The sequence below is a fragment of the Nonomuraea sp. NPDC048826 genome, from assembly GCF_043198225.1.
GTDB lineage: Bacteria > Actinomycetota > Actinomycetes > Streptosporangiales > Streptosporangiaceae > Nonomuraea.
In genome coordinates, this window is record NZ_JBICUQ010000002.1 from 24,660 (window position 1) to 50,702 (window position 26,043).

Below are 26,043 nucleotides of genomic sequence, written 5' to 3' on the forward strand. Positions count from 1 at the left end.
TACGTCCGCAACGGGAGTGGTGCGCGGCCATCGTGCAGGGGGGTGCCGTCATGTCTTGGGAAGGCTTCCGCGTAAGGTCCGTTTCATGATGAACGCGCCTGATATGCAGGGGAAGCGACGCGTTGGAGTCATGGGCGGCACGTTCGACCCGATCCATCACGGTCACCTGGTCGCGGCCAGTGAGGTGGCACACCACTTCGATCTCGACGAGGTCGTGTTCGTGCCCACGGGACGGCCGTACCAGAAGTACGAGCGCGAGGTGTCCGCGCCCGAGGACCGCTACCTGATGACCGTCATCGCCACCGCGTCCAACCCGCGCTTCTCCGTCAGCAGGGTCGACGTCGACCGTCCGGGCCCCACCTTCACCATCGACACGCTGCGCGACATCTCCCAGATCTACGGGCCGCAGGTGGAGCTGTACTTCATCACCGGCGCCGACGCGCTCGGCGCCATCCTCGGCTGGCAGGACGCCGACGAGCTGTTCGAGCTCGCCCACTTCGTCGGCTGCACCAGGCCGGGCCATCACCTGCACGACCCCGGGCTGCCCGAGGGCAGGGTGACGCTGCTGGAGATCCCGGCGCTGGCCATCTCGTCGTCGGAGTGCAGGCAGCGGGTGGCCAAGGGCGAGCCCATCTGGTATCTCGTGCCCGACGGGATCGTCCAGTACATCAACAAGCGCGACCTGTATCGAGCCCACGAATGAAGTGATCGTGCCATGCGTGGGGCAGGACGGCCGTAACGGGTACCCTCCATATAGGGCATGTTGCCGACACAGGAGGACCGACCCGCACCGTGACAGCATCCGACACTGCCGTCCAGCTCGTGCGCATCGCCGCCGAGGCCGCCGCCGACAAGCTGGCCGATGACATCCTCGCCTACGACGTCAGCGAGCAGCTCGTCATCACCGACGCCTTCCTGCTCTGCTCCGCCAACAACGACCGCCAGGTCCGCGCCATCGTCGACGAGATCGAGGAGAGGCTGCGCACCGAGGCCGACGCCAAGCCGGTGCGCCGCGAGGGGGAGCGCGAGGGCCGCTGGGTCCTTCTCGACTACATGGACGTCGTGGTGCACGTCCAGCACGAGGAAGACCGCACCTTCTACGCCCTGGAGCGGCTGTGGAAGGACTGCCCGGCCATCGCCCTGCCGGAGAGCGTGATGCAGGCCAACATCCAAAGGGCCCGCACTTGAGCAAGCGCATCGTCTGCCTCCGTCACGGGCAGACCCTGTGGAACGTCGAACGCCGCTTCCAGGGCCACTCCGACATCCCGCTCGACGAGACCGGCATGGCTCAGGCGGCCAGGGCGGCGTCCCTGCTCGCCTCCCTGAGGCCCACCCTCATCGTGTCCTCCGACCTCCAGCGGGCCAACGACACCGCGCTCGCCCTCGGCCGCGTCGCCGGGCTCGACGTGGCGGTCGACAAGGACTTCCGCGAGCGCGGCGGCGGCGAGTGGGAGGGTCTCACCCGCGAGGAGATCGCCGAACGCTGGCCGCGCGAGTACGTCGCCTGGGAAGCCCCCGGCGGCGAGCCCGTGACCGACGTCGCCGCCAGGGTCGCCGCCGCGATGCGGCGCTGGGCGGCCAAGCTCGACGACGACGGGCTGCTCGTCGTGGCCTCCCACGGCGCGGCGCTGCGGCTCGGCATCTGCGAGCTGCTCGGGCTGCCCCAGGAGCTGTGGTCCGCCATCGGCGGGCTGGGCAACTGCTCCTGGTCGGTGCTCCACGAGGGCCACCGCGGGTGGCGGCTGCTGGAGCACAACGCCGGCACCCTCCCCGAGCCGATCAACAGCGACGACAGCCCCGACGCCGAGGGGCGCCGGCCCGAGTGAACGGCCGCTCGCGTGACGCGAGCGGCCCGTCTCTCTGAGCCGTCTCCGCGATTAGGCGAATCACGGAGATGGCTATATGCTCTCCGAGGCCCGCTTGCGAGCGGTGATCTGGGGCTATGGCGCAGTTGGTAGCGCGCTTCCATGGCATGGAAGAGGTCTGGGGTTCGAATCCCCATAGCTCCACCCAACCCCGTCGCTCAGTGCGCGAAGGTGAATCCTTCGGCGCGGAGCTTGGCCGAGCTCACCGGCACGGTCGGCGTCTTGATCTCACCGCGGAAGGTCAGCGGCGGCCATCCCTCGGCGGCGCAGATCTCGCCGAACACCTCCTCGTTCGTCCGGGGCGGCACGGTGTCCGGGACCGCGTTGTAGATCCCCGTCAGCCCCTCGCTCACCACGAAGTCGAGCGCGGCGGCCGCGTCGCGGTAGTCGATCCGGTAGAGCAGCGCGTCGGCCGAGAAGGGGACGCTCCCGCCCAGCATCTCGTGGGCCATCTTCACCCGTGTCGGGTAGTCCATGTCGCGCGGGTGCCCGTACACGTCGGGGATGCGCACGACCGCGCCGCCGGCCGTGGCGAGCACGGCGGCCTCGGCCTCGGCGAAGTTGCGCGGCGAGGCGTCGGAGTCGCCCGTCACGGGGGTGTTCTCGTCGACCACGTCGCCCGTGCCGGCGCCGTACACGGACGCCGAGCTGGTGAAGACCACCCGGGGGTGCACCTCGGCCGCGGTGCGGGCGCTGGCGGTCAGCGTGTCCGCGTACTCGGCGACCCGCTGGGCGGCGTCGAAGGAGCGGGAAAGACGCGGGCTGACGGTCAGGACGACGGCGTCGGCCCCGGAGCTGACCCGTTCCACGGCCGCCCGGTCGCTGCCCCGCAGCACGGCCACGTCCGAGCAGACCTCCTGGAGCTCCTCGACCCGCCCGGCCGTGGTGGTGGTGCCGGTCACCTGATGGCCCGCGGCGGTCCAGCGGCGGGCCAGCTCCATGCCGACATTGCCACAACCGATGATCACATAGCGCACGTCACGACCTCCTAGGGAAACAGTGTTTCCACTTTGCAGCATGGACGGCCCTGTCCGCTACACCGCGCATGATCCGTGATGTCGTCATGGTCGCGACGTGATCCGCCGGGAAGGATGGGACGTAGTGCAGAGGGGGCCTGGGTCACCGACGGGAGGAACAACATGGACGGGCCGATCGGAAAGGCGCGCTTGCACCAGGTCGTGGACGGGGTGTTCGCGTGGGTGCAGCCTGACGGGACGTGGTGGGTCAACAACGCGGGGGCGGTCGCCGGCGACGGGGCGGCGTTCGTGGTCGACACGTGCGCGACCGAGCAGCGGACCCGGCGGTTCCTCGGGGCGCTGGACCAGGCGACCGGCGGCGTGCCGGTGCGGATGGCGGTCAACACCCATCAGCACGGCGATCACGCGTACGGCAACAGCCTGCTGCCTGAGACCGCCGTGCTGTTCGGGCACGCGGCCATGCGGGAGGCGCTGCTGGCCGACTTCGTCATCGACGGGTGCCCGCCGTTCTGGACACCGGTGCCCGACTGGGGGAACGTCACCCGCCGGGTCCCGGACGTGGCCATCCGCGACGAGGTGACCGTGTTCGCGGGCGGGCGGCGGATCGAGCTGCGGCACCCGGGCCGGCCGGCGCACACGCCGGGCGACGTGGTCGCGTGGCTGCCGGAGGAGCGGGTGCTGTTCACCGGTGACCTGATCTTCAACGGGCTGACGCCGCTGGTGATGATGGGGTCGGTGCAGGGCGCGCTGGAGTCGCTGGACTGGCTGGCGGCGTTCGGGGCCGAGCACGTGGTGCCGGGGCACGGGCCGCTGGCGGACGCGGCGGCGCTGCCGGGCATCCTGGCGGCGCACGAACGCTACTACCGGTTCGTGCTCGACGTCGCCCAGAAGGGCCGCGAGCACGGCCTCACGCCCCTGGCGGCGGCGCAGCAGGCCGACCTGGGCGAGTTCGCCGGGTGGGACGACGCCGAACGGCTGGTGATGAACCTGCACCGGGCCTACGCCGACGCCGAGGGCGGCGAGGGCGGCCAGGGCGGCGAGGTCGACCTGCTCACCGCGTTCGCCGACGCGATGACGTACCACGGCGGGCCGCTGCCCACCCGCGTCTGACTCTGGCAGCATGGCCGGATGACCAAGGTCACGGTCCGGCCGTTCGCCGCCGGTGACGAGCGGGCGCTCGTCGCCGCCTGGAACCGCGGCCTGCCCGCCGACCCCACCACCCCCGGCCGGCTGCGCGACGGCGTGCTCCTCGATCCGAACTTCGACCCCGAGGGCCTGCGGGTGGCCGTGGTGGACGGACAGGTCGCCGGGTGCGCGTACGGGGTGCGCCGGCTGGTGCCGCTCGCCCCCGGCACGGATCTGGAGCTCGGCACCGGGTGGATCCCGTTCTTCTTCGTGACCCCGGAACACCGGCGGCAGGGGATGGGACGGCGGCTGCTGGAGGAGGCGCTGGGATTCCTGGCGGGGCACGGGCGCACGACGGTCGAGTTCGCCTCGTACACGCCGGGCTACGTGCTGCCGGGGGTGGACCCGGTGCTCTACCCGGCCGCGTACCGGCTGCTGGAGCAGCTCGGCTTCCGCACCGTGTCCACGCCGGTCGCCATGGACCGCACGCTCGTCGGGTACGCGACGCCTGACGAGGTGCTGAAGCTGCGGGCCGCGCGGGAGCGGGAGGGGTACGCCTTCCGGACGCCGGGTGACGGTGAGCTGCCCGGGCTGATCAGGTTCGCGGCCGGGGCGTTCAACCCCGACTGGGGCGAGGCGATCAGGCGGATGGGCGGCCCGGAGCGGCTGATCGTCGCGACGAGGGAGCGCGTCGTCGGGTTCGCGGCGTACGGGGCGTACCACGGCGTCCGCGAGCGGTTCGGGCCGTTCGGCGTCGATCCGGGGGAGCGCGGCACCGGGCTCGGCAAGATCCTGCTGCACGCGGCCATGACGAGGATGCGGGCCGAGGGGCTGCACGGGGCGTGGTTCCTGTGGACCGGCGAGACCGGGCCCGCCGCCGGTCTCTACACCGGCGCCGGGTACGAGGTCACCCGGCGCTTCCACGTGATGCGCCGGGATCAGCCGCGGTAACGGCGGACGACCAGCTCGGCGGCGTCGGCGATCCGCTCGCGCAGCTCCGGCGGCGCCACCACCTCGGCGTCCGGGCCGAGCCTGAGGAACTCGGCGACCGCGTGCCCGATCGACTCGATCGGCACCGTCACCGTGACCCAGCCCTCCTCGTCGGGCGGCCCGGCCGTCTCCTTCGCCGCCGCGACCACGCCGGGCGTCATCAGGTCGCGCAGCCGTCCGAGCCCGGACGGCGACAGCCGGACCACCGCCTCGCCCCACCGCAGCCTGGCCTCGAACTCCGCCAGGTGACCCTGCCAGTAGGCGGCCAGGTCGAAGCCCTCGGGGCGGGCGATCCGGCCCGGCAGCGGGTGCAGCTCCAGGATCTGCGACACCCGGTACGTGCGCACGTCGGCGCCGCAGCGGGCCACCAGGTACCAGCGCCCGGCCTTCACCACCAGCCCGTACGGCTCCAGCCGGCGCTCCACCTCCTGGGGCGCCCGCCAGCGGCGGTAGCGGACCTGCAGCGGGTGCTCGTTCCACACCGCCTCGGCCACCGCCGTCAGGTGGGCGACCGGCTCGGGATCGCGGTACCACGTCGGGGCGTCCAGCAGGAACCGCTCCTGGATGCGGCCGGCCCGGTCGCGCAGCTCCACCGGCAGCGCCGCCATCAGCTTGAGCTGGGCGGCCGTCACCACCGCGCCCAGCCCCAGCTCGGCCGCCGGGCCCGGCAGCCCGGCCAGGAACAGCGACTCGGCCTCGTCCGCGGTCAGCCCGGTCAGCCGGGTGCGGTAGCCGTCGAGCAGCTGGTAGCCGCCGCTGGGGCCGGCGTCGCCGTAGAGCGGGATGCCGGCCGCGTGCAGCGACTCCACGTCGCGGTAGATCGTACGGACCGACACCTCCAGCCGTTCGGCCAGCTCCCTGGCCGTCATCCGGCCCCGGGTCTGCAGGAGCAGCAGGATCGAGACGAGGCGTGACGCGCGCACATCGCTGACACTACATGTCAGTGACCCCGCCCTACCGTCGCCGCATGAACGACTTCGACTTCCTCTTCGGCACCTGGAACGTGGCCAACCGCCGCCTGACCGAGCGGCTGGCCGGCAGCGACACGTGGGACGAGTTCCCCGGCCGGTCGGTCTGCACCCCCCACTTCGGCGGCGCCGCGAACGTCGACGAGATCGAGTTCCCCACCCGCGGCTACAGCGGGCTGACCGTGCGGCTGTACGACCCGGCGGCACGGCTGTGGTCCATCTACTGGTCCAGCAGCCGCACCGGCACGCTCGGCCTGCCGCCGATGGTGGGCGGCTTCGACGGCGACCGCGGCGAGTTCTACGCCGACGACGCGCACGAGGGGACGCCGGTGCGCTGCCGGTTCGTCTGGACGGTGCTCGGGCCGGACGCCTGCCGGTGGGAGCAGGCGTTCTCGGTCGACGGCGAGCGGACCTGGGAGACCAACTGGACGATGGACTTCGCCAGGGCCTAGGAGTTGACCGAGAACAGCACGGCCGCGGTCAGCACGGCCGCCAGCAGGAGGATCCCGCCCACCACGAACAGCCACCACGTGCCCGGCCGGGACCTGCCGGTCTCGTAGGCGACGTCGGGCAGCAGGTCCGGCGTGTAGTCCAGGCGGCGGGTCCCGTCGTCCATCTGGAACGGCGGAGGCGCCGCCGGGCGGCTCTGCGGGAACAGCGGCGTCGCGTTCCTCGGCGGGGGCAGCGGGTGCGGAGAGGTCGTCGGCCGCCGTGGCGGCTGGGCGGGGCCGCTCCAGCGGCGCCTGATCGTCATGTCCCCGTCTGGCTGCTCCGGATTCATGATCCCCTCGAACGCGCGGCGATGTGGGAGTGCGCTCCAAGATTGTCACATCCGACGCCTTCGTCCCGTCCTTTCGGCATGACATCTGTGGTTGTGACAGGGGCGAGCGGGCGGCTCGGCCGGGCGGTGACGGCCCGGCTGGCCGCCGAGGGGTTCGAGGTACGGGCGCTCAGCCGTACCCGGCGGGCGGACGGCGGCGGGGTGCGCTGGGCCGTCGCGGACCTGACCACCGGGGAGGGCGTCGGCGCGGCGCTGGCCGGCGCGGACGCGGTCGTCCACCTGGCGTCGGCGCCCTACAAGGGCGGCTACACGCGCCGGGTCGAGCTGGACGGCACCGGCACGCTGCTGGCGGCGGCCCGCGCCGCGGGGACCGGGCACCTGGTCTACGTCTCCATCGTGGGCGTGGACCGGGTGCCGTGGGGCTACTACCGGATCAAGCTCGCCGCCGAACGGCTCGTCCGCGACGGCGGGGTGCCGTGGACGACGCTGCGGGCGACGCAGTTCCACGAGTTCGCGGCCGAGATCTTCGCCGGGACGGCGCGGCTGGGCGCGGTGGTGGCCGACCCGGAGCTGCCCGTCCAGCCGGTGGACGTGCGGGACGTGGCCGGGCACCTGGCGTGGCTGATCGAACGGGGGCCGTCAGGTGAGGTCGAGGAGTACGGCGGGCCCGAGGTGCTGACCATGGCGCAGGCGGCCCGGCAGTGGCTGCTCTCGCGGCGGTCGCGCCGCCGACTGCTGCGGGTGCGGGTGCCGGGCAGGCTGGGGCGGGCCTTCCGGGCCGGGCACTTGACCACGTCCGCCCGCCCGGCCGGGAAGATCACCTGGGAGGAGTATCTGGCGGGTTAGGCCGGAGGCGGCGGCCCGGCCGGCGGGTTCTGGGGCTGTCCGGGGTGCCGGCCAGGCTGGGGCTCCTGGTAGGGGGTCTGCTGCGGATTCTGGTACGGGCCGGGCTGCGGATTCTGGTACGGGCCGGGCTGTGCGGCGGGCTGGGTCTGGGGCCAGCCCTGCTGGGGGCCGGGGTGCGGCTGCGGCCAGCCGGGTGCGGCGGGCTGCGGGGGCGGGGTGCGGCGGGCGACCACGGCCCAGATCAGCAGACCGAGGCCCGTCACCGTCAGCACGAACGACACCAGCCCCAGGATCCCGAGCACGCGGCTCACGCCGCCGATGCCGACGCTCCTCACCAGGGTTTCGAGGAAGATCGTCTGGCCCAGCCGCAGCAGCCCCTCCAGCAGGAGCGCGACGCATCCGAACAGGCCGAGCATCGCCGCACGGCCGTGGGTGCGCCGCCCCATGGCCGTGACCACGATGCCGGCCGCCGGCACCAGGCACTGCAGGAGCACGATCACGATGTTGAGGGTGTTCCACAGGGACTGCATGCCGGGGATCTCCGTCCGTCAGGGAGCTTCTCGGTGGGGGGACGCGGCGGGGCGGGCCTGGCTCACCGCTTCGGTGACCTGGTCGAGGGTCAGCCGGCCACGGTAGCGCACGCCGTTGATGAACAGGGTCGGGGTGCCTCGTACCCCGCTTTCGTGTCCTGATCGCTCGTCGCGCTGGATCCGCGCGGCGCGGGCGGCGATCGGGGCCGACAGGTCGACCGCGAGGTCGGCCGCGTAGCGCGCGAGATCCTCGTCGGAGAGGGCGCGCTGGTGGGCGTAGAGCTTGTCGTGCATCTCCCAGAACCGGCCGTCGCGGGCCGCCGCCTCGGCGACCAGCGCGGCGGGCACCGCGCGCGGGTGCATCTGGCGCAGCGGGAAGTGACGGAAGACGAACCGCACGTCGGGGTGACGCCGCCGCAGCTCCTCCAGGATCGGGTGGAGCCGTCCGCAGTAGGGGCATTCGAAGTCGCCGTACTCGACGATGGTGACGGCCGCGTCCGCCGGGCCGCGCACGTGGTCGTCCGGGCCGACCGGCACGCTGAGCAGCTCCGGCAGCTCCTCCTCGGGCTCGGCGGGGGCGTCGGGCGGGGCGCACACGCCGCCGCGGTTCCAGGCCAGCCTGAAGATGATCCAGCCGAGCAGCGCCGAGGTGATCGAGCCGGCCAGGATGCCGATCTTGGCCTCGCTGATCAGCAGCGGGTCCTCGAAGGCCAGCTCCACGATGAACAGCGAGACCGTGAACCCGATGCCGGACACCGCCGCGCCGCCCAGCAGCTGGCCCCACACCAGGTTGCCGGGCAGGATGCCCCAGTTGAGGCGGAGCGGCAGCCAGGTGCCGACGGTGATGCCCAGGAGCTTGCCGACGATCAGGCCCAGCGCCACGCCGATGGAGACGGGCGAGGTCATCGCGGCGCTCAGGGTCTCGGCGTCGAGCCGGATGCCGGCGTTGGCCAGCGCGAAGATCGGCACGATCACGTAGCTGCTCCAGGGGTGGAGCCGCAGCTGCAGCCGCTCGTTCACGGAGACGGACATGCGCACCAGCCGGGTCGCCTCCACCGCGGCGCGCGGGTTGGGCGCGTAGGTCAGCTCCTGCACGGCCTCGCCCGCCCGCATCAGCTTCTTCTCGCTGGGCGCGTACACGAACACCAGCACGCCGAGCGCGATCCCGACCAGCGTCGGGTGCACGCCGCTCTCCAGCGTCGCCACCCAGAGCGCGAAGCCGAGCACGATGTACGCGGGCGCGCGCCAGATCCGCAGCCAGCGCAGCAGCACGATCGCGGCGAGCAGCAGGACCGCGGTGATGAGCGCGGGCACCGACAGGCTCGCCGTGTAGAAGATGGCGATGATCATGATGGCGAGGACGTCGTCCACGATCGCCAGCGTGAGCAGGAAGGCCCGCAGCGGGTCCGGGCAGCGCGCGCCCACCACGGCGAGCAGGCCCAGCACGAACGCGGTGTCGGTGGCGATCGGCACGCCCCAGCCGACGGCGCCGGGGCCGCCCGCGTTGAGCATCAGGTAGATGGCCGCCGGGAAGATCAGCCCGCCGAGCGCGGCCAGGGCGGGCACGGCGACCAGCCGGCGGTCGCGCATCTGCCCCAGGCGCATCTCGTAGGAGATCTCCAGGCCGATGACGAAGAAGAAGATCGCCATCAGCCCGTCGTTCACCCAGTGGCGCAGGTCGAGCGAGAACGTGGCGTCGCCGAACGTCAGCCCGACCGGGATGTGCCAGAACGCCTCGTAGGTGTCGCCCCATGGCGAGTTCGCCCAGAGCATGGCCAGGACGGTGGCGGCGAGCAGCAGTGTGGTGCTGCCTGCCTCGGTCTTGAATATCGCCCTCAGCACGGTGGGCTCACCCCCTGCCCACGATCTTAGGGTTCCCGGGTGAATGCCTGGGGGGCGGCCTTTCGGCTTAGGTAAGGCTAATCTAATATGCGGGCCAGAAACATCGGTTTCGCCCGGAGGAGCCCCCCATGGTCACTGTCCCGCGTCGCGGTCTCATCGCCCTCGCCGCAGCCGCCCTGCTCGGAACCGCCGCCTGCGGCGGGACGCAGGCCCCGCCCGCGGCCGCGCCGTCCAGCGCGGACCCCTCCGCGTCCGCCTCCGCGGCCGGGCCGTGGACCTGGACCGATGACCGGGGCAAGGAGATCTCCCTGCCGAAGCGGCCGGAGCGGGTGGTGGCCCAGGCCGGCTCGGCGGCGGCGCTGTGGGACTTCGGCGTGCGGCCGGTCGCGGTGTTCGGCCCGCACCGGCTCAAGGACGGCGGCCGCGACCCCGAGGTGGGCGAGGTCGACATCAGCACGGTCGAGACGATCGGCAACGTCTGGGGCGAGTTCAACGTCGAGAAGTACATCTCGGTCCAGCCCGAGCTGCTGGTCGCGGGCATGTACATCAAGGACAGCCTCTGGTACGTGCCGGACGAGTCGAAGGAGGCCATCGAGGCGGTCGCCCCGACGCTCGGCGTCGCGCTCGGCGGCAAGAAGCTCACCGAGGTCATCGGGCGCTACGCCGACCTGGCCGCCGCGCTCGGCGCCGACCCGCGGGCCGCGCCCGTCGTCGAGGCCAAGACCCGCTTCGAGACCGCGTCCGCGCAGCTCAAGGAGCTGGCCGCCGCCCGGCCGGGGCTGAAGGTCATGGTCATCACCGCCACCCCCGAAAGCATGTACGTGGCCTACCTGCCCGACCACCCCGACCTGGCCTACTTCGCGGAGCTGGGCCTCGGCCTCGTCTCCCCGGCCGCGGCGACGGAGAGCGAGGGCGGTTTCTGGGAGGTGCTGAGCTGGGAGAACGCCGACAAGTACGAGGCCGACGTGATCCTGGTGGACGCCCGCGCCCAGTCGATGAAGGTCGAGGAGATGGCCAAGAAGCCGACCTGGAACGACCTGCCCGCGGTCAAGGCGGGGCAGGTCTACCCGTGGCGCGCGGCCGAGCGTTACAGCTACCTGGGATACGCCAAGGTCATGGAGGAGCTGAAGACCAACCTCGAATCCGCCAAGGACGACGTGGTGGGCTGAAACTGAATATCTGGGTCTTTTCAGGGTGCCTTGCTCTGGTTAACGTGCCACAGCAACTTGAATCGGGGAAACAGTCCCAACCAGATTCCTTGCGGAGGAGCCGAATGCGCTTCCACCTCCCCAAGGGCATGGCCCGAGCCGGCACCCTGGCAGCGGCCCTCGCCCTTCCTCTCACCTTCGTCACCCCGGCACAGGCGGATCCCAGTCCCACGGCCCTGGCCTCGTCGGTCAAGGTCAAGCCGGTGGTCCGCCATCTGGAGGCGTTCCAGCGGATCGCCGACGCCAACGGCGGCACCCGCGCCTCCGGCACGCCGGGGTACGACGCCTCGCGCGACTACGTGGCGGACAAGCTGCGCAAGGCCGGATACAAGGTGACCATCCAGCCGTTCGAGTTCCCGTTCTTCATCGAGAACTCCACGGCCACGATGGAGCGGATCTCGCCGAACCCGCGGACGTACGCGCCGACCCCGCCGGACGGCAGCTCGGTCGGCGAGTTCGCCACCATGACCTACTCCGGCTCCGGCGACGTGACCGCGACCCTGCAGAACGTGGACCTGCAGCTGCCGCCGCCCGCCACGCCGGGCTCCACCTCCGGCTGCGAGGCGGCGGACTTCGCCGGGTTCACGCCCGGCAACATCGCCCTGATCCAGCGCGGCAGCTGCGACTTCCGGGTCAAGGCGGAGAACGCCCAGGCCGCCGGCGCGGCCGGTGTGATCATCTTCAACGAGGGCCAGGAAGGCCGCACGGCCACCGTGCAGGGCACGCTCGGCGAGCCCACGGTCACCATCCCCGTGGTCGGCGCCAGCTTCGAGGTCGGACAGGACCTGGCCGCGGCGACCACCGTGGTGCGCCTGGCCACCGACACCGAGAGCGAGACCCGCACCACCTACAACGTGATCGCCGACTCGCGGTCCGGCAACCCGGGCAACGTGGTCATGTTCGGCGCGCACCTCGACAGCGTCACCGCCGGCCCCGGCATCAACGACAACGGCACCGGCAGCGCGGGCATCCTGGAGACCGCCCTGCTCGTGGCCAAGCTGCCGACGGTCAACAAGCTGCGCTTCGCCTGGTGGGGGGCCGAGGAGCTGAACCTGATCGGCTCCGAGTACTACGTGGCGAACCTGACGCCGGAGGAGCGGGCGAAGATCAAGCTGTACCTGAACTTCGACATGATCGGCTCGACGAACTACGCCTACAAGATCTATGACGGCGACGACTCCGACGCGACCGGCGCGCCCGCGGGCCCGCCCGGCTCCGACGAGATCGAGGACACGTTCGAGCGCTACTTCGACGCGCTGCGGCTGCCGCACGTCGGCACCGACTTCGACGGCCGCTCCGACTACGGGCCGTTCATCGACTCGGGCATCCCCTCGGGCGGCCTGTTCACCGGCGCCGAGGGCGTCAAGACCGAGGAGGAGGCCGCGCTGTTCGGCGGCACGGCGGGGGCCGCCTACGACCCGTGCTATCACCGGTCATGCGACACGATCGCCAACGTCAGCACCAAGGCGCTGCTGGTCAACACCGGCGCCATCGTGCACTCGGCGGTGACGTACGCCTACGACCGCAGCCTGCCGGGCGCCACGGCGGCCAGGGCCAAGGCGAAGGCCGGAGCGCCGCTCCAGGCGGACGCCGAGGCGCACGCCGGGCACCACCACGCCACCCGCTGACCCGCGGGCGGGGGAGCGGCGCGCGGCGCCGCTCCCCCTGCGGGCATGAGAAGTGATCGCCGCCCTTCACCGCGAGGGTCCTGGCCACCCGCTCACGCGAGCGGGGCTCTTTGATGACCCCGATCAGGACTCCAGCTCGCCCAGGTAGGCGGCCGCCTCCTCGATGTGGTCCTCGCCGAACACGCGGATGCCGTGGCTCTCCAGCAACGCCGTCGTCACGCCACGGCCCGCGGCGCGGCGGCCGGTGAACGTGCCGTCGTAGACGGTCAGCACGCCGCACGAGGGGCTGCCCTCCTTGAGCACCGCCAGCCGCGCCCCGGCCGACCGGGCGGCCGCCAGCGCGGCCCGCGCCCCCGCCAGGAACTCGGCCGTCACGTCGGACCCGTCGGCGGTCAGCACCCGGGCCCGCCCCTCCAGCACGGCCGCCCCGCCCGCGCCGCCCTCGATCTCGGCGGCCGGCCGGGGCACAGGCAGCCCGCCCTGCACCTCCGGGCAGAACGCCACCAGCCGGCCCTCGCGCCGCCAGGCCGCCAGCCGCTCGTCCGAGCTGGTCTTGGCGCCGCCGTCGTAGCGGACCCGGCGGCCCATCAGGCACGCGCTGACGAGGATCCTCTCCATGCCCTCGATCCTACGAGCGCCACCGGTGCCAGCGAGACCGCCGCGAGGCCGATCGCGCAGCCGAACGCCCAGGTGAACGGGTCCGCGGCGGACGCGCGGGTGGACACCTGGAGCACCACGGTCAGCAGCGCCACCCCGAACGGCGCGGCGACCCGTACCGCGATCGTGCTCAGCGTGGTCGCGGCCGGGAGCACGGCGGGATCCAGGGACCGGAAGGCGGCGGCCATCACCGAGGGCGACACCAGGCCGTGCCCGAGGCCCAGCACGAGCATCGCCGCCATCATGACCGCGAACCCGTCGGCCGCCGCGAACGCCGCCAGCCCCGCGACCGCCACCGCGATCCCGGCCGCCGCCACCCCGCGCGGGCCGCGGCTGTCGGTCAGCTTGCCCGCGATCGGCATGGTGAGCGCCGCGCCCACCCCCATCGGCGCCAGCAGCAGCCCGGCGTCCAGCGCCGTGCCGCCCCCGGCGATCTGGCTGTGCAGCGGGACGAGCACGGTCACGCCGAACATCGCCGCCGAGTAGCAGGCCAGGGCCGCCACCGCCGAGGCGAAGCCGCGGTCGCCGAACAGGCGCAGGTCCACCAGCGTCCCGCCGCCTCGCAGGCCGCGCACGGTGAACGCGGCGACCAGCGCCAGTCCCGCCCACAGCGCCGGATGAGTGAGCGAGGCCCCCTCTCCCACCTCGGCGAGCCCGAACACCAGGGCCGCGAGGCCGGGGGAGAGCAGCGCCAGCCCGAGCACGTCCAGCGGCTGCCGCACGCCGCCCTCGTCGCGGGGCAGCCGGGCAGCGGCCAGCAGCGCGGCCGCGCAGATCGGGAGGTTGAGCAGGAACAGCCACCGCCAGCCGGGCCCTGCCACGAACAGGCCGCCCAGCACCGGCCCGGCCACCGGCGCGAGCATCGCCGGCACCGAGATCACCGCCATGGCCCGGCCCATCCGCTCGGGCCCGGCCGCCCGCGCGAGCATGGCCTGGCCCACGGGCAGCAGCAGCCCGCCGCCGAGCCCCTGCACCGCGCGGAAGGCGACCAGACTGCCGGCGGACCAGGCGACGGCGCTGAGCGCGGACCCGGCGGCGAACAACGCCAGCGAGGTGACCCACACCGCGCGGGCGCCGAACCGGCCGGTCGCCCAGCCGGTGACGGGCACCGTCATCGACAGGGCCAGCAGGTAGCCGGTCACGGCCCACTGGATGGTGGCCGGGGTGGCCGCGAACTCCCGGCCGAGGGCGAAGAGGGCGACGTTGACCACCGTCGTGTCGAGCATCGTCATGATCGCGCCGAGGAGCACCGCGAGTCCGGTGGCCCAGAGCGGATCCCGTACGTCGTATCGCATGCCGTACACCGTAGCATTTGACCGTACACCGTATCGATGGGCGTACACTGAACGAGTGAGTTCCGTCTGGTCCCGGCCCGTTCCCGAGCGCCGTCCCGCGCTGACCCGGGAGGCGATCGTGGCCGCGGCCGTGACGCTCGCCGACGCCGAAGGGCTGGCCGCCGTGTCCATCCGGCGGGTGGCCGCCGAGCTCGGCGCCCGCGCGATGAGCCTCTACACCCACATCGAGCGCAAGGAGGACCTCCTGGCGCTGATGCTCGACGAGATCTCCCGCGAGCTGCTCGCCGAAGAGCCGCCGCCAGGCGACTGGCGTGAGACGCTGCTCGCCCTCGCCAGGAGCGAGCGCGAGCTGGTGCGCCGCCACCCGTGGCGGGTCGAGCTGATCTCGCAGCGGGTCGCCGTCGGGCCCAACGCCCTGCGGCACGTCGAGCGCAAACTGGCCGCGCTCGACGGGCTCGGGCTCGACCGGGCGACCGCCTGGCAGGTGCTGGCCGCAGTCGCCGACTACGTCACCGGGTTCGTGATCAGGGAGGCGGCCGAGCGCGCGGCCCCCCGCCGCGACGGCGTCAGCGACGCCGAGCGCGCCGCCCTGGCCGAGCCCTACCTGCGTGAGCTGGTCGGGCGGGGGGAGTTCCCCCGGCTCGCGCCCCTGATCGAAGCCGGGACGCCGGGCGCCGGTGACAGTTTCGAGCGCGGCCTGCGCTGGGTGCTGGACGGAATCGAGGGCGACCTGGCCGGGCGATAACCTGTGCTGCGATGAACACCACCGTTGCCACGATCGTCATCGTCGGCGGGCTGCTGCTGGCGCTGGCGAGCCTGATCACCGCCATCCGCGACCGCCCGATGGGCGTGATCCTGTTCTCCGGGTTCGTGCTGCTGGAGCTGGGGGTGCTGGTGCAGGGCGGCTTCCTGGTCGCCGCGATGGCGGGCGGGGAGGGGCCCGCGGGCGAGACGGCCACGATCTACGGCTATCTCGCCGGCCAGGTGCTCATCCCGCCCGCCGGGGTCTTCCTCGCGCTCGCCGAGCGCAGCCGCTGGGGGCCCGCCATCCTGGTCGTGGCGGGGTTCGCGATCGCGGTGATGACCGGGCGGCTGCTGCAGGTCTGGCAGGGTGCCGCGTGACCACCACCGGGCTGGGCGCGGGGCCCGGCCGGGCGCTGATCGCCCTCTACGGGCTGTTCGCGGTGGCCGCCGGCGCCCGCGCCGCCGTGCAGATCGCCACCAGGTTCGCCGAGGCGCCGCTGGCCTACGCGCTGTCGGGGTTCGCCGCGCTGGTCTACGTGCTGCTCACCGTCGCGCTCGCGCGCGGCGCGCGGCGGCTCGCGCTGGCCGCGCTCTTCATCGAGCTGGCCGGGGTGCTGATCATCGGCGCCGCGAGCGTGCTCCGGCCGGCCGCCTTCCCTGACGAAACCGTCTGGTCCGGTTTCGGGAAGGGTTACCTGTTCATCCCGCTGGTGCTTCCGGTCGTGGGCCTCTACTGGCTGTGGCGCCGACGTTAAGCGCGCGCCCGGACGGGCAGCAAGGCTCTCCATGAGTACGATCGAGCACGCTGTAGAGGTCAATGCTCCGATCAGGGTCGCGTACAACCAGTGGACCCAGTTCGAGAGCTTCCCCGAGTTCATGGAAGGCGTCGCGTCCATCAAGCAGGTCACGGACACGCGCACGCACTGGATCACCGAGATCGCCGGGGTCACGCGCGAGTTCGACGCCGAGATCACCGAGCAGCACCCCGACGAGCGTGTCGCCTGGCGCTCGCTCGACAAGCCCCACCAGTCCGGCGTCGTCACCTTCCACCGGCTCAGCCCGGAGACCACGAGGGTGACGCTCCAGATGGAGTACGACCCCGAGGGCTTCACCGAGAAGGTCGGTGACTGGCTCAACATCGTCAGCACCCGCGTCAAGGGCGACATGGAGCGCTTCAAGAAGTTCATCGAGTCGCGCGGCGGCGAGACCGGCGCCTGGCGGGGCGACGTCCCCGGCCCTCACCAGCACGGTTCCGGCCTCGGCGGCGACCGCCCGGTGCCTCCCGGCACGGTCGGCGGCGACACGGGCTTCCCCGGCGACTCCGGCACCCTCCCGCCTCCCGGCCCCGTCCCGCCCCGGGACGAGCCGCCGCAGGGCCCCCGACCGGTGATGTAACTCACCCGGTTCGCTTCGAAACCCCCGAGTTTCTCGGGGGTTTCGCGTGTCCGGCCCCCCGCCCCCGATGGTTTCGGGGGCTTTGCTCTGCCTATGGAATAGATGTCCCTTTCGTGACTGTTAAGCTATCGATTCATCCCATGACTTGATGAGTGGAGGACTTCGTCCGGCATGAGCGTGCTGACCCAAGAGGAACGGCCCAGAACCACTCCTCTCGCCTGGCTCCTCGTGCTGGGGATCGTCCTGGCCGCGCTGAACCTGCGTACCGCGGTCAGCAGCGTCGGCCCGCTGCTCGACCAGCTCTCCGCCTCGCTCGGCATGACGAGCGTCGGCACCGGCCTGCTGACCACGCTGCCCGTGCTGGCCTTCGCCACCGTCGGCGCCGTGACGCCCGCGCTGGCCCGCCGTCTCGGCGAGCACCGGCTGCTCCTGCTGTCCCTGGTCACGCTGGGCGCGGGCATGCTGGTCCGGGTCCTGGTCGACTCCGCGCCGGTGTTCCTGCTGAGCAGCGCCGTCGCCCTGTCGGGCGGCGCCGTCGGCAACGTGCTCATCCCGACGCTGATCAAGCGGCACTTCCCGGCCCGCACCGGGGTCATGACCACCGTCTACACCACCTCGCTGGCCGTCGGCACCATGCTCGCCGCCGCGGCCACCGTCCCGATCGAGCAGGCCTCGGGCGACTGGCACGTGGCGCTCGGCGTCTGGGCGGCGCTGGCCGTCATCTCCGCCGTCCCGTGGCTCGCGCTCCTGCGCAGTGAGCCGGCGCGGGGCGGCGGCCGGACCGGCACAGGCCTGCGCGGCATGGCCCGGAGCAGGCTGGCCTGGGCGATCGCCGTCTACTTCGGCACCCAGTCGATGATCGCGTACATCATGTTCGGCTGGCTCGCCACCATGCTCACCGACGGGGGCTACTCGGTGAGCGAGGCGGGCGTGATCCTCGGCGCCTTCACCGCGCTGAACGTCCCGGTCTCGCTCCTCGTGCCCGTCGTGACCGCCCGCTTCCGCGACCAGCGGCCGATGGTGGTCGGCCTGGTGACCGCGTACGTGATCGGATTCCTCGGGCTGTGGCTGGCGCCGGCGGCGACCGCGCCCGTGTGGGTGGTGCTGGTGGCGATCGGCATGGGGTCGTTCCCGCTGGCGCTCACCATGCTCGCCGTGCGCACCCGCACGCCGGAGACCACGGCCGCGCTCTCGGCGTTCGGCCAGAGCGCCGGATACCTCATCGCGGGCGCGGGCCCGCTGCTCGTCGGCGTGCTGCGCCAGGCGAGCGGCGGCTGGACGCTCCCGTACCTGCTGATCTTCACCGTGCTGGCCGCGCAGCTGGTCACCGGCCTGTACGCGGGACGCGACCGGTTCGTCGAGGACGAGCGGCGCGTGTCTCTGGCAGGATGACGCTGTGGAATCGACAGTTGTCACCTTCCCTTACGGTCATGTCAGTGGCCGTTCCGAGATCGTCGGGGCCGTGCCGGTGGGGGAGCGGCACGGCCTCGTCGTCACCGAGACGCCGTTCCACCCCCTCGACCACACCTGGCCCGACCAGCCCGCCGACCGTGGCGTCATCGGCGGGCTGCCGGTGCTCGACTGCGTGACCGGCGCCCGGGAGCCCGGCGGCGAGGTGCTGCTGGGCGCGGACATCCCCGTGCGGCGCGGCGCCGACGGCTGGGACTGGCTGGTCGTGCACGTCACCGAGACCCCGCTGGACCTGGGAGCCGAGGTGGCGCTGGAGGTGGATCCGGGGCACCGGGCCGCCCTGTCGGCCGGGCACACCGCCTGCCACCTGGCCGCGCTCGCGCTCAACGCCGCCCTGGCCGGCCGCTGGCGCAAGGAGACGGCGCGCGACCGGCTCGGCAACCCCGACTTCGACCAGACCGCCATCACCGCTTCCCGGATCGTCCCGTACGGGAGCGTCGACGAGTACCGGCTGGGCAAGTCGCTGCGCAAGAAGGGGTTCACCGCCGACGGGCTGGACCCCGCCGAGACCGCGAGCGAGGTCGCCGAACGGCTCAAGACCTGGGTGTCGGCCGACGCGCCGGTCCGGATCGACGTGCCGGGGCCCGGCCTCACCGCCCGCCGCACCTGGCGCTGCGCCCTGCCCGAAGGCGAGGCGTCGATCCCGTGCGGCGGCACCCACCTGCGGAGCACGGGCGAACTGGGCGAGGTCACGGTCACACTGGAGACCGGCGAGCAGTCGCTCACCATGCGCACCACCGTCACCCCGGCCGGAGCCTGACACGGGCGGCCGGAAATTCGGATACACTTGGCGACGCATCCGCAAGGGGCTATGGCGCAGTTGGTAGCGCGCTTCCATGGCATGGAAGAGGTCTGGGGTTCGAATCCCCATAGCTCCACCCCTCTCGTCACCCGACCCCTGTCGTCCCGGCAGGGGTCTTGGTATGAATGGACCTTCCGTCACCGAGGGAGGCCGTCGCCGTGGATCTCATCCCCGTGGAGTTCGAGGCGTTCGACGAGCGCGCCGCGAGCGTGCGAGGCGGCGACCACCACGTCGAACGCCTGCACCGGGGGAGCCGCTGGGCCGAAGGGCCGGTCTACTTCCCGGCGGGCCGGTTCCTGGTGTGGAGCGACATCCCCAACGACCGCATGCTGCGCTGGGACGAGCTGACCGGCGCGGTGGGGCCGTTCCGGCAGCCGTCCGGCTACGTCAACGGCAACACCCTCGACCGCGAGGGCCGGCTGATCTCCTGCGAGCACGGCGCCCGCCGGGTCACCAGGACCGAGCACGACGGCGCGATCACCGTCCTGTCCGACAGCTGGCAGGGCAGGCGGCTCAACAGCCCGAACGACGTGGTGGTCCGCTCCGACGGGTCGATCTGGTTCACCGACCCGCCGTACGGGATCCTCAGCGACTACGAAGGGCATCGGGCCGAGCAGGAGATCGACGGCTGCCACGTCTACCGGATCGACCCGGTCACCGGTGAGACCGCGATGGTCGCCGGCGACTTCGCCCGGCCCAACGGCCTGGCCTTCTCCCTGGACGAGAGCAGGCTCTTCGTCGCCGACACCCAGGAGCGCCACATCCGGGCCTTCGACGTGCGCGACGACGGCACCCTGGCGGGCGGCGGCGTGTTCGCCGGGCACGACGGCCGGGGCGGCTTCGACGGTCTGCGCCTGGACGACGCCGGTCGCGTGTGGGCCGCCTTCGAGTCCTCGGTGCACTGCTACGACCCCGACGGGACCCTCATCGCCCGGCTCGGCCTGCCGGAGAGCGTCTCCAACCTGGTCTTCGGCGGGCCCAAGCGGAACCGCGTGTTCATCACCGCGACCACCTCGCTCTACTCGATGATGCTGCGCGTCCGCGGCGCCCGTCCCGTCTGGGCCGCTTCCTGAAGCCGGCGGTGTCGGGTGTTCGCCTGACACACCTGTGCGCCCGTCTTCCGTAGGTTCGTGGTCAGCCATGGGTCCGGCATCGGACCACCGCTGGTTCGTACGGAAAGGCTGTCAATGTCGACCCCCTATCCGCCGACCCATGGACCCGGCCCCAGGGGACCGTACGGACATCCCCTGCCCGGACCAGGGGGGATGGGCGAGCCCGGCGGGGGGTGGCGGCCTCCTCCGCGCGGAGGCGGCGGGAAGAAGGCGCTGATCGCCGTCATCGCCGGGCTCGCCGTCATCATGCTGGTCGCCGTGGCCGCCGCGGGCTGGTGGTTCCTGCGGGCGGGCGACGGCGGACGGGAGGCGGCCCCCGGCCGCACCACCAACCGGTCGTCCGGGAAGCCGAAGCCGTCGCGGTCGGCCGCGGCGGTGAAGCTGCGGCCGATCAGCGGCGACCAGCTCTGCGCCGCCGTCCCCGGCGCGCTGCGCGAGAGCCTGGTCGCCGACGGGAAGTACGGCGGGAGGGACGCGGCCACGCCGTCCGCCACCGCCGAGGAGAAGCGGGCGAGCTGCTCCTGGCGCAACAGCAAGATGGACGTGGGGAACGGCGTCATCGGGCACCGCGTCCTCACCGTCGCGGTGCGGGCCACGGCCACCGCCGGACACGCGGAGAGCCGGTTCGCCCAGGACAAGGAGACGCACCGCCGGCGGGTCAACGTCCGCGACGGCAAGCGCGTCGACGGCAGGACCACCGGCTCCGCGTTCGGCGACCTCAGGGAGCTGCGGTACGGCGACGAGTCGTACAGCCAGAGCTCGGCGGGCCGCACCGGGCTGAAGGCCGCGGTGTTCGTCCGGCAGGGGCCGTGGCTGATTCAAATCGAGTACGGGGGAAGCAACCGGACCCGGCCCGAACTGCTCACCGGCGACGCGGTGCGGGCCGCCGCGGGGAAGGTGGCCGCGCTGGTCACCGCCGAGATGGCCAGGGACGCCGGCGAGGTGAAGGTCACCGGGCCGTGCGCCGTCCTCGCCGTCGACGACGTGCGGGCGGCGTTGTTCCCCGAGGTCTCCGGACCGTCCGTCAAGAGCACCGACGGCCGCGTCCCGCAGACCGTCTGCGCCTGGACCGTGCGCGAGCCGGTCGAGCACGAGCCCGGCCAGGAGTACACCGCCCGCGGCGGCAGCCTGAACGCGCACGTGGCCGACTGGGGCAGCGCAGCGCAGGCGGCGTACCAGTTCGACCGGAACGCGAAGAAGTACGACCGCTACCGCGCCAAGGGCGGCATCGGCGACGACCGGATCCGCACCACCTACGAGGCCCGCGAACGGTTGCCCGGCCTCGGGGACGGGGCGTTCGCCGTCGTCTCCACCACCGTCCGGCCGGGCCGCGCGGACGAACCGCCCAGGAGCGAGATCCTCGTCGAGGTGCTGGCCGGCGCGAAGACGGTCGAACTCACCTATCGCGGCACCACCACGGGCGGCGGGGTCGTGACGGCCCAGGGATACAAGGAGCCCGCGTTCGAGGCGGCCGTCGCCCGCGACGCCCTGCTCAAGCTGGCCAAGCCTTTCGCCGACGGCCTCCGGTAGCCCCCGGCATGTCGTCCCCCGCGTGACCGGTCACGGCTGTTAGACCGGAGCGGTGGAGAACGACCAGAAAGCCGGGCGGGAGAGCCTGGACAGGGTGCTGGCCTTCAGCGACGGGGTGTTCGCCATCGCGATCACCATCCTCGTCCTGAACCTCGACGTGCCTCCCGGCATGTCGCCGGAGGAACTCGGCACGCACCTGCGCGGGCTCATCCCGAGCCTGGCCAGCGCCGTGCTCAGCTTCGCCGTGATCGGCCGGTTCTGGATCGCGCACCGCGAGCTCCTCGCCCCGGTGCGGCGCGTCGGCAACCCGGGTCTCTGGCTCAACCTGCTGGTCCTCGGCCCGATCGTGCTCATCCCCGCCGCCTCACAGCTCATGGCCGAGTACGGCGGTGAGACCGTCGCCGTGGTCCTCTACGCCCTCACGATCGCCGCCGCCGGGCTGGCCGAACTCGCCTGCTGGAGCTACTTCAGCCGCGGCCTGCCCCGGGAGCGGGTGCTGCGGACGTCGGCGGACATCGCGATCGTGCCCGCGTTCTTCCTGCTCTCCGTCCCGGTCGCGTTCGCCAGCCCGTTGCTGGCGCCGTTCTGCTGGCTGGGCGCGGCCATCCCGGCCGGCGCGCTGTCGTCCCGTCTGCGTACATGAGGTGCCGGGACCTGGGCGTGTGGTGCCACCCAGGCCGGACGGTCTTCGCGCGTCCCATGGTCGGGGATCCATGTTCGCGTTCACATGCTGTGGTGCGGCCCTCCTCGGTACCCCGGTGGTGCTGGCGGCGAGTAAACACAACGGGTCAGAAGCCGTCAAGGGCCCCCTGGACACCCAGGTTGTCGCGGTGCAGGTCCGGCGGTCGTAACTTACGTGCGCGGTGATGAAATTTTCATCTACCTACGCCTGTCGCGTCACTTCCGCACGCCGCGCTCCGCGCTCCGCGGCGCACGCTCGCTGGATCATCGCCCGGCCGAAAATTTCGCTGAGATGTTGACAAGTTTCGGTGGCATTTCCCACACTGATCTCCGAGGCAGTCGGCCCTGCCTGATGTGGTGATCGGCGAGGGCCGCCGGCCATGACGCCGCCGTGGTGCGCGCCTCCGGTCCGGGGCGCGGCGTCGTACGCCGGGTTCCCGCATATCCCTCTTCCCGTAGCTTTCAGTAGGGAGTCAGGCATGGGCTTGAACGCTTTACGCTCATCCGCGTCCGAACGTTTCGGCGCCGTCCGCGGTCTCGTGGCCGCCGTCGGCGCCCTCGGGATCGTCGGCGCGGCGCTGGCGGTGTCCGCCCCCGCGAACGCGGCGGAGAGCACGCTCGCCGCCGCCGCCCAGCAGAGCGGCCGGTACTTCGGCACCGCCATCGCCGCAGGCAAGCTGGGCGACGGGCAGTACACGACGATCGCGAACCGCGAGTTCGACATGATCACCGCCGAGAACGAGATGAAGATCGACGCCACCGAGCCCAACCGGGGGCAGTTCAACTTCAGCGCCGGCGACCGGGTCTACAACTGGGCGGTGCAGAACGGCAAGCGGGTCCGCGGCCACACCCTCGCCTGGCACAACCAGCAGCCCGGCTGGATGCAGTCGCTCTCCGGCGGCAACCTCCGCCAGGCGATGATCGACCACATCAACGGTGTGATGGCGCACTACCGGGGCAAGATCTACGCCTGGGACGTGGTCAACGAGGCCTACGCCGACGGCAACTCCGGCGGCCGCCGCGACTCCAACCTCCAGCGGACCGGCAACGACTGGATCGAGGTGGCCTTCCGCACCGCGCGGGCCGCCGACCCGTCCGCCAAGCTCTGCTACAACGACTACAACATCGACAACTGGAGCTGGGCCAAGACGCAGGGCGTCTACAACATGGTCCGCGACTTCAAGCAGCGCGGCGTGCCGATCGACTGCGTGGGCCTCCAGTCGCACTTCAACAGCAACAGCCCGTACAACAGCAACTACCGCACCACCATCCAGAGCTTCGCCGCCCTGGGCGTCGACGTGCAGATCACCGAGCTGGACATCCAGGGCGGCTCGGCCACCACGTACGCCAACGTCGTCAACGACTGCCTGGCGGTGGCGCGCTGCACCGGCGTCACGGTCTGGGGGGTCCGGGACAGCGACTCCTGGCTCGGCGCCAACACCAGCCCGCTGCTCTTCGACGGCAACGGCAACAAGAAGGCCGCGTACAACTCCGTCCTGAACGCGCTCAACAGCGCCGACCCGGACCCCGACCCTGACCCGACCGACACGCCGACCCCCGGCACGCCGGGACAGATCCGGGGCGTGGCGTCCGGGCGGTGCGTGGACGTGCCGAACGCCTCGACCAGCGACGGCACGCAGCTCCAGCTGTGGGACTGCCACACCAACTCCAACCAGCAGTGGTCCTACACCTCCGCGCAGGAGATCCGCGTCTACGGCAACAAGTGCCTCGACGCCGCCGGCACCGGCAACGGCGCCAGGGTGCAGATCTACTCCTGCTGGGGCGGCGACAACCAGAAGTGGCGCGTCAACTCCGACGGCTCCATCGTCGGGGTCCAGTCGAACCTGTGCCTCGACGCCGTCAACGCCGGCACCGGCAACGGGACCCAGCTGCAGCTGTACTCCTGCTGGGGCGGCAACAACCAGAAGTGGAACTGGAACCGGGGCTAGGAGATCAGATCATGAGACGGCACCGGCCGGTGCCGATCGGGTCCTGGACGGTGATCGCCGCGGTGATCACCGTCCTGGCCGGTTGCGTCGCCACGGCGCCCGGGACGACAGCGGCGACGTTGACCAGGATCGGTGACTTCGGCGCGAACCCCGGCGGCATCGAGATGCACCTCTACGTCCCTGCCGGCGTGGCGGCGCGTCCCGGCGTCCTGGTGGTGATGCACGGCTGCAACGGCCGGGCCGCCGACTTCCACCGGCGGACCGAGTTCGCGTCGCTGGCCGACGAGCACGGCTTCGTCGTCGTCTACCCGCAGGGCAACAAGAGCGCCAACGGCCTGACGAACTGCTTCGACGTCTGGTCGGACGAGGCGCTCCGGCACGGCGGCGGCGGCGATCCCGGCTCGATCGTGTCGATGGTCGACTACGTCGTGCGACGGCACGGCGGCGACCCCGCGCGGGTGTTCGCCACCGGGTTCTCCTCCGGCGCGATGCAGACCGTCAACCTGCTCGCCACCTATCCCGACGTGTTCCAGGCCGGCGCCGCCTTCGCCGGGGTGCCCTTCGGCTGTCTCGGGCCGCCCGGCTGCTCCGACCGGAGCCCGCGGGAGTGGGGCGACCTGGTCCGCGACGCCCATCCCGGGCACCAGGGTCCGCGGCCCCGGCTGATGACCTGGCACGGCACCGTGGACGACGTGCTGGAGTTCGGCCTGCTGGAGAAGCAGGTCGAGCAGTGGACGGACGTGCACGGGGTGAGCCCGACGCCCACCTCGACCACCACCCCGGCCCCGGGCTGGACCCTGCGACGGTACGGGTCCGGCCAGGTCGAGGCCTACACGGTCACCGACGCCGGGCACGACCTGCCGCATCCGGGGATGGCCGCGCACGCGATCCACTTCTTCGGCCTCGACCGGAAGTGACGGTTCACGGCCAGTAAGCCGCCGACCGCCGGGCGGCGGCGCCGACGGGGCCGCCGTCGAGCTCGGTGATGGTGAGGCCGATGCCGCCCAGCGGCCATTCCACGGCGAGCTCGAAGGGCTCGGGCGGCGGCAGCGGCCACAGCCACAGCGCCAGGGCGTTGACGCCGAAGCTCTGCCCGCTGCGCAGGGGACCGCCGCCGGGGATCCAGGAGATCCGCGGGGCGGTGGGCGGTTCGGGGGACGTGCCGGGGTCGCCTTCGACGGTGGTGGCCTTGGCGCCGTCGGCGTAGCGGACGCCGGTCAGGGCGACGGCCACGTGGGGGCTGCGGGCGAGCACCCGGTCGCTCGCGAGGGTCGAGCCGAGCTCGGCGGCGGGCGGGGCGAACCACTCCGGGAGAGCCGGGTGCGGCGGTCGCGCCACTTCTTCCCGCGCCGGTGGCGGGTCGAAGAACATGCCTCGATCGTACGGAGAGCGGGACGGGGTCGCTAGAAGGTCTTGCCCCAGTGGAAGCCGCCGGGGAGGCGGACGGTGAGGCGGCGGCGGCCGTCGGGGCCGACCGTCACGCGGAAACGGCGGTTGCCGTAGCTGTGGCCGACGCCGCGCCGCGACAGGTTCACGCGGAACGGCCCGACTTTGATCGACTTGCGGTAATGCCAGCCCATCGTGGTACCTCCGGTTCCGGATCGTCTCCTACGACAACGATCCGGAACCGGAGGACGTTCCCCGTCAG

General features: G+C 72.3%; 29 protein-coding genes and 2 tRNA genes. 22 read left to right on the forward strand and 9 right to left on the reverse strand.

Annotated features, from left to right (window positions below; translation table 11 throughout):
• Positions 1-85: 85 nt before the first annotated feature.
• The 4 genes from nadD (at position 86) to ACGFI7_RS05885 (ending at position 2,009) form a co-directional block, all read left to right on the forward strand.
• A complete protein-coding gene (gene nadD, locus ACGFI7_RS05870; protein ID WP_393399666.1) occupies positions 86-703 on the forward strand; it encodes a nicotinate-nucleotide adenylyltransferase in 618 nt (205 codons plus the stop codon).
• A gap of 89 nt (positions 704-792) precedes the next feature.
• Positions 793-1,188: a ribosome silencing factor gene (gene rsfS / locus ACGFI7_RS05875; RefSeq protein ID WP_393399668.1), complete on the forward strand. Its 396-nt coding sequence runs from the start codon at positions 793-795 to the stop codon at positions 1,186-1,188.
• Entirely contained in the window at positions 1,185-1,826 is a 642-nt protein-coding gene (locus tag ACGFI7_RS05880; RefSeq protein WP_393399670.1) for a histidine phosphatase family protein, read from the forward strand. Before rsfS ends, ACGFI7_RS05880 begins: the two co-directional genes overlap by 4 nt.
• A gap of 110 nt (positions 1,827-1,936) precedes the next feature.
• Positions 1,937-2,009 (forward strand) — tRNA-Ala (locus ACGFI7_RS05885).
• 14 nt (positions 2,010-2,023) lie between these two features.
• Here ACGFI7_RS05885 and ACGFI7_RS05890 read toward each other — a convergent pair.
• Positions 2,024-2,842 carry an NAD-dependent epimerase/dehydratase family protein gene (locus tag ACGFI7_RS05890; RefSeq protein WP_393399672.1) on the reverse strand — a complete coding sequence of 273 codons (819 nt, stop codon included), beginning with the start codon at positions 2,840-2,842 and terminating at the stop codon, positions 2,024-2,026.
• Positions 2,843-3,004: 162 nt separating this feature from the next.
• On the opposite strand from ACGFI7_RS05890, the gene ACGFI7_RS05895 reads away from it, so the two are divergent.
• Both ACGFI7_RS05895 and ACGFI7_RS05900 read left to right on the forward strand, forming a co-directional pair.
• Positions 3,005-3,952, forward strand: coding sequence for an MBL fold metallo-hydrolase (locus ACGFI7_RS05895; protein WP_393399674.1), 948 nt, complete (start codon positions 3,005-3,007; stop codon positions 3,950-3,952).
• An 18-nt stretch (positions 3,953-3,970) separates the two neighbouring features.
• Complete coding sequence (locus tag ACGFI7_RS05900) at positions 3,971-4,918, forward strand: GNAT family N-acetyltransferase (protein ID WP_393399676.1); 948 nt, start codon at positions 3,971-3,973, stop codon at positions 4,916-4,918.
• On the opposite strand, the gene ACGFI7_RS05905 is transcribed toward ACGFI7_RS05900, so the two are convergent.
• On the reverse strand, positions 4,906-5,880 hold the full coding sequence (locus tag ACGFI7_RS05905) for a helix-turn-helix transcriptional regulator (protein ID WP_393399678.1): 975 nt from the start codon (positions 5,878-5,880) through the stop codon (positions 4,906-4,908). The two genes, ACGFI7_RS05900 and ACGFI7_RS05905, sit on opposite strands and share 13 nt — an antisense overlap.
• A 44-nt stretch (positions 5,881-5,924) precedes the next feature.
• Here ACGFI7_RS05905 and ACGFI7_RS05910 point away from each other — a divergent pair, with 44 nt between their 5' ends.
• Positions 5,925-6,377, forward strand: a complete 453-nt coding sequence (locus tag ACGFI7_RS05910) for a hypothetical protein (RefSeq protein WP_393399680.1) — start codon at positions 5,925-5,927, stop codon at positions 6,375-6,377.
• On the opposite strand, the gene ACGFI7_RS05915 is transcribed toward ACGFI7_RS05910, so the two are convergent.
• On the reverse strand, positions 6,374-6,679 hold the full coding sequence (locus ACGFI7_RS05915) for a hypothetical protein (protein WP_393399682.1): 306 nt from the start codon (positions 6,677-6,679) through the stop codon (positions 6,374-6,376). The two genes, ACGFI7_RS05910 and ACGFI7_RS05915, sit on opposite strands and share 4 nt — an antisense overlap.
• 105 nt (positions 6,680-6,784) lie before the next feature.
• Between ACGFI7_RS05915 and ACGFI7_RS05920 the strand changes: the two genes are divergently transcribed.
• Positions 6,785-7,552: an SDR family oxidoreductase gene (locus tag ACGFI7_RS05920; RefSeq protein WP_393399684.1), complete on the forward strand. Its 768-nt coding sequence runs from the start codon at positions 6,785-6,787 to the stop codon at positions 7,550-7,552.
• Here ACGFI7_RS05920 and ACGFI7_RS05925 read toward each other — a convergent pair.
• Together ACGFI7_RS05925 and nhaA are read right to left on the reverse strand one after the other, a co-directional pair.
• Entirely contained in the window at positions 7,549-8,082 is a 534-nt protein-coding gene (locus ACGFI7_RS05925; RefSeq protein ID WP_393399686.1) for a hypothetical protein, read from the reverse strand. The genes ACGFI7_RS05920 and ACGFI7_RS05925 overlap by 4 nt on opposite strands.
• An 18-nt stretch (positions 8,083-8,100) precedes the next feature.
• Complete coding sequence (nhaA, locus tag ACGFI7_RS05930) at positions 8,101-9,924, reverse strand: Na+/H+ antiporter NhaA (RefSeq protein ID WP_393399689.1); 1,824 nt, start codon at positions 9,922-9,924, stop codon at positions 8,101-8,103.
• A gap of 128 nt (positions 9,925-10,052) precedes the next feature.
• Here nhaA and ACGFI7_RS05935 point away from each other — a divergent pair, with 128 nt between their 5' ends.
• Positions 10,053-11,093: an ABC transporter substrate-binding protein gene (locus ACGFI7_RS05935; protein ID WP_393399691.1), complete on the forward strand. Its 1,041-nt coding sequence runs from the start codon at positions 10,053-10,055 to the stop codon at positions 11,091-11,093.
• Between the two features lie 104 nt (positions 11,094-11,197).
• On the forward strand, positions 11,198-12,760 hold the full coding sequence (locus ACGFI7_RS05940; protein WP_393399694.1) for a M28 family metallopeptidase: 1,563 nt from the start codon (positions 11,198-11,200) through the stop codon (positions 12,758-12,760).
• Between the two features lie 123 nt (positions 12,761-12,883).
• Here ACGFI7_RS05940 and ACGFI7_RS05945 read toward each other — a convergent pair whose 3' ends face one another.
• Together ACGFI7_RS05945 and ACGFI7_RS05950 are read right to left on the reverse strand one after the other, a co-directional pair.
• Positions 12,884-13,378 (reverse strand): DUF523 domain-containing protein, encoded by a 495-nt coding sequence (locus tag ACGFI7_RS05945; protein WP_393399696.1) that lies wholly within the window; start codon positions 13,376-13,378, stop codon positions 12,884-12,886.
• Positions 13,348-14,712: a DHA2 family efflux MFS transporter permease subunit gene (locus ACGFI7_RS05950; RefSeq protein WP_393399699.1), complete on the reverse strand. Its 1,365-nt coding sequence runs from the start codon at positions 14,710-14,712 to the stop codon at positions 13,348-13,350. The genes ACGFI7_RS05945 and ACGFI7_RS05950 overlap by 31 nt, the downstream gene beginning before the upstream one ends.
• A 55-nt stretch (positions 14,713-14,767) precedes the next feature.
• Here ACGFI7_RS05950 and ACGFI7_RS05955 point away from each other — a divergent pair, with 55 nt between their 5' ends.
• The 12 genes from ACGFI7_RS05955 (at position 14,768) to ACGFI7_RS06010 (ending at position 25,312) form a co-directional block, all read left to right on the forward strand.
• Positions 14,768-15,457: a TetR/AcrR family transcriptional regulator C-terminal domain-containing protein gene (locus ACGFI7_RS05955; RefSeq protein ID WP_393399701.1), complete on the forward strand. Its 690-nt coding sequence runs from the start codon at positions 14,768-14,770 to the stop codon at positions 15,455-15,457.
• An 11-nt stretch (positions 15,458-15,468) separates the two neighbouring features.
• Positions 15,469-15,834 carry a hypothetical protein gene (locus ACGFI7_RS05960; protein ID WP_393399703.1) on the forward strand — a complete coding sequence of 122 codons (366 nt, stop codon included), beginning with the start codon at positions 15,469-15,471 and terminating at the stop codon, positions 15,832-15,834.
• Positions 15,831-16,211: a hypothetical protein gene (locus ACGFI7_RS05965; protein ID WP_393399706.1), complete on the forward strand. Its 381-nt coding sequence runs from the start codon at positions 15,831-15,833 to the stop codon at positions 16,209-16,211. Before ACGFI7_RS05960 ends, ACGFI7_RS05965 begins: the two co-directional genes overlap by 4 nt.
• A 31-nt stretch (positions 16,212-16,242) precedes the next feature.
• Positions 16,243-16,851: an SRPBCC family protein gene (locus ACGFI7_RS05970; RefSeq protein WP_393399708.1), complete on the forward strand. Its 609-nt coding sequence runs from the start codon at positions 16,243-16,245 to the stop codon at positions 16,849-16,851.
• A 171-nt stretch (positions 16,852-17,022) separates the two neighbouring features.
• Positions 17,023-18,243, forward strand: coding sequence for a CynX/NimT family MFS transporter (locus tag ACGFI7_RS05975; RefSeq protein WP_393399711.1), 1,221 nt, complete (start codon positions 17,023-17,025; stop codon positions 18,241-18,243).
• Positions 18,244-18,247: 4 nt separating this feature from the next.
• Positions 18,248-19,081 carry a metal-dependent hydrolase gene (locus ACGFI7_RS05980; protein ID WP_393399713.1) on the forward strand — a complete coding sequence of 278 codons (834 nt, stop codon included), beginning with the start codon at positions 18,248-18,250 and terminating at the stop codon, positions 19,079-19,081.
• Positions 19,082-19,126: 45 nt separating this feature from the next.
• A tRNA-Ala gene (locus ACGFI7_RS05985) sits at positions 19,127-19,199 on the forward strand.
• A gap of 82 nt (positions 19,200-19,281) precedes the next feature.
• Positions 19,282-20,196, forward strand: coding sequence for an SMP-30/gluconolactonase/LRE family protein (locus ACGFI7_RS05990; protein ID WP_393399715.1), 915 nt, complete (start codon positions 19,282-19,284; stop codon positions 20,194-20,196).
• A 192-nt stretch (positions 20,197-20,388) separates the two neighbouring features.
• Positions 20,389-21,765 (forward strand): hypothetical protein, encoded by a 1,377-nt coding sequence (locus tag ACGFI7_RS05995; protein ID WP_393399717.1) that lies wholly within the window; start codon positions 20,389-20,391, stop codon positions 21,763-21,765.
• A gap of 52 nt (positions 21,766-21,817) precedes the next feature.
• Positions 21,818-22,408 carry a TMEM175 family protein gene (locus ACGFI7_RS06000; RefSeq protein ID WP_393399720.1) on the forward strand — a complete coding sequence of 197 codons (591 nt, stop codon included), beginning with the start codon at positions 21,818-21,820 and terminating at the stop codon, positions 22,406-22,408.
• A 517-nt stretch (positions 22,409-22,925) separates the two neighbouring features.
• Positions 22,926-24,395: an endo-1,4-beta-xylanase gene (locus tag ACGFI7_RS06005; RefSeq protein WP_393399723.1), complete on the forward strand. Its 1,470-nt coding sequence runs from the start codon at positions 22,926-22,928 to the stop codon at positions 24,393-24,395.
• Between the two features lie 11 nt (positions 24,396-24,406).
• Positions 24,407-25,312 (forward strand): alpha/beta hydrolase family esterase, encoded by a 906-nt coding sequence (locus ACGFI7_RS06010; RefSeq protein ID WP_393399726.1) that lies wholly within the window; start codon positions 24,407-24,409, stop codon positions 25,310-25,312.
• A gap of 4 nt (positions 25,313-25,316) precedes the next feature.
• On the opposite strand, the gene ACGFI7_RS06015 is transcribed toward ACGFI7_RS06010, so the two are convergent.
• Entirely contained in the window at positions 25,317-25,766 is a 450-nt protein-coding gene (locus ACGFI7_RS06015) for a hypothetical protein (RefSeq protein ID WP_393399729.1), read from the reverse strand.
• Between the two features lie 32 nt (positions 25,767-25,798).
• Positions 25,799-25,975, reverse strand: coding sequence for a DUF4236 domain-containing protein (locus ACGFI7_RS06020; protein ID WP_393399732.1), 177 nt, complete (start codon positions 25,973-25,975; stop codon positions 25,799-25,801).
• Positions 25,976-26,043 lie beyond the last annotated feature (68 nt).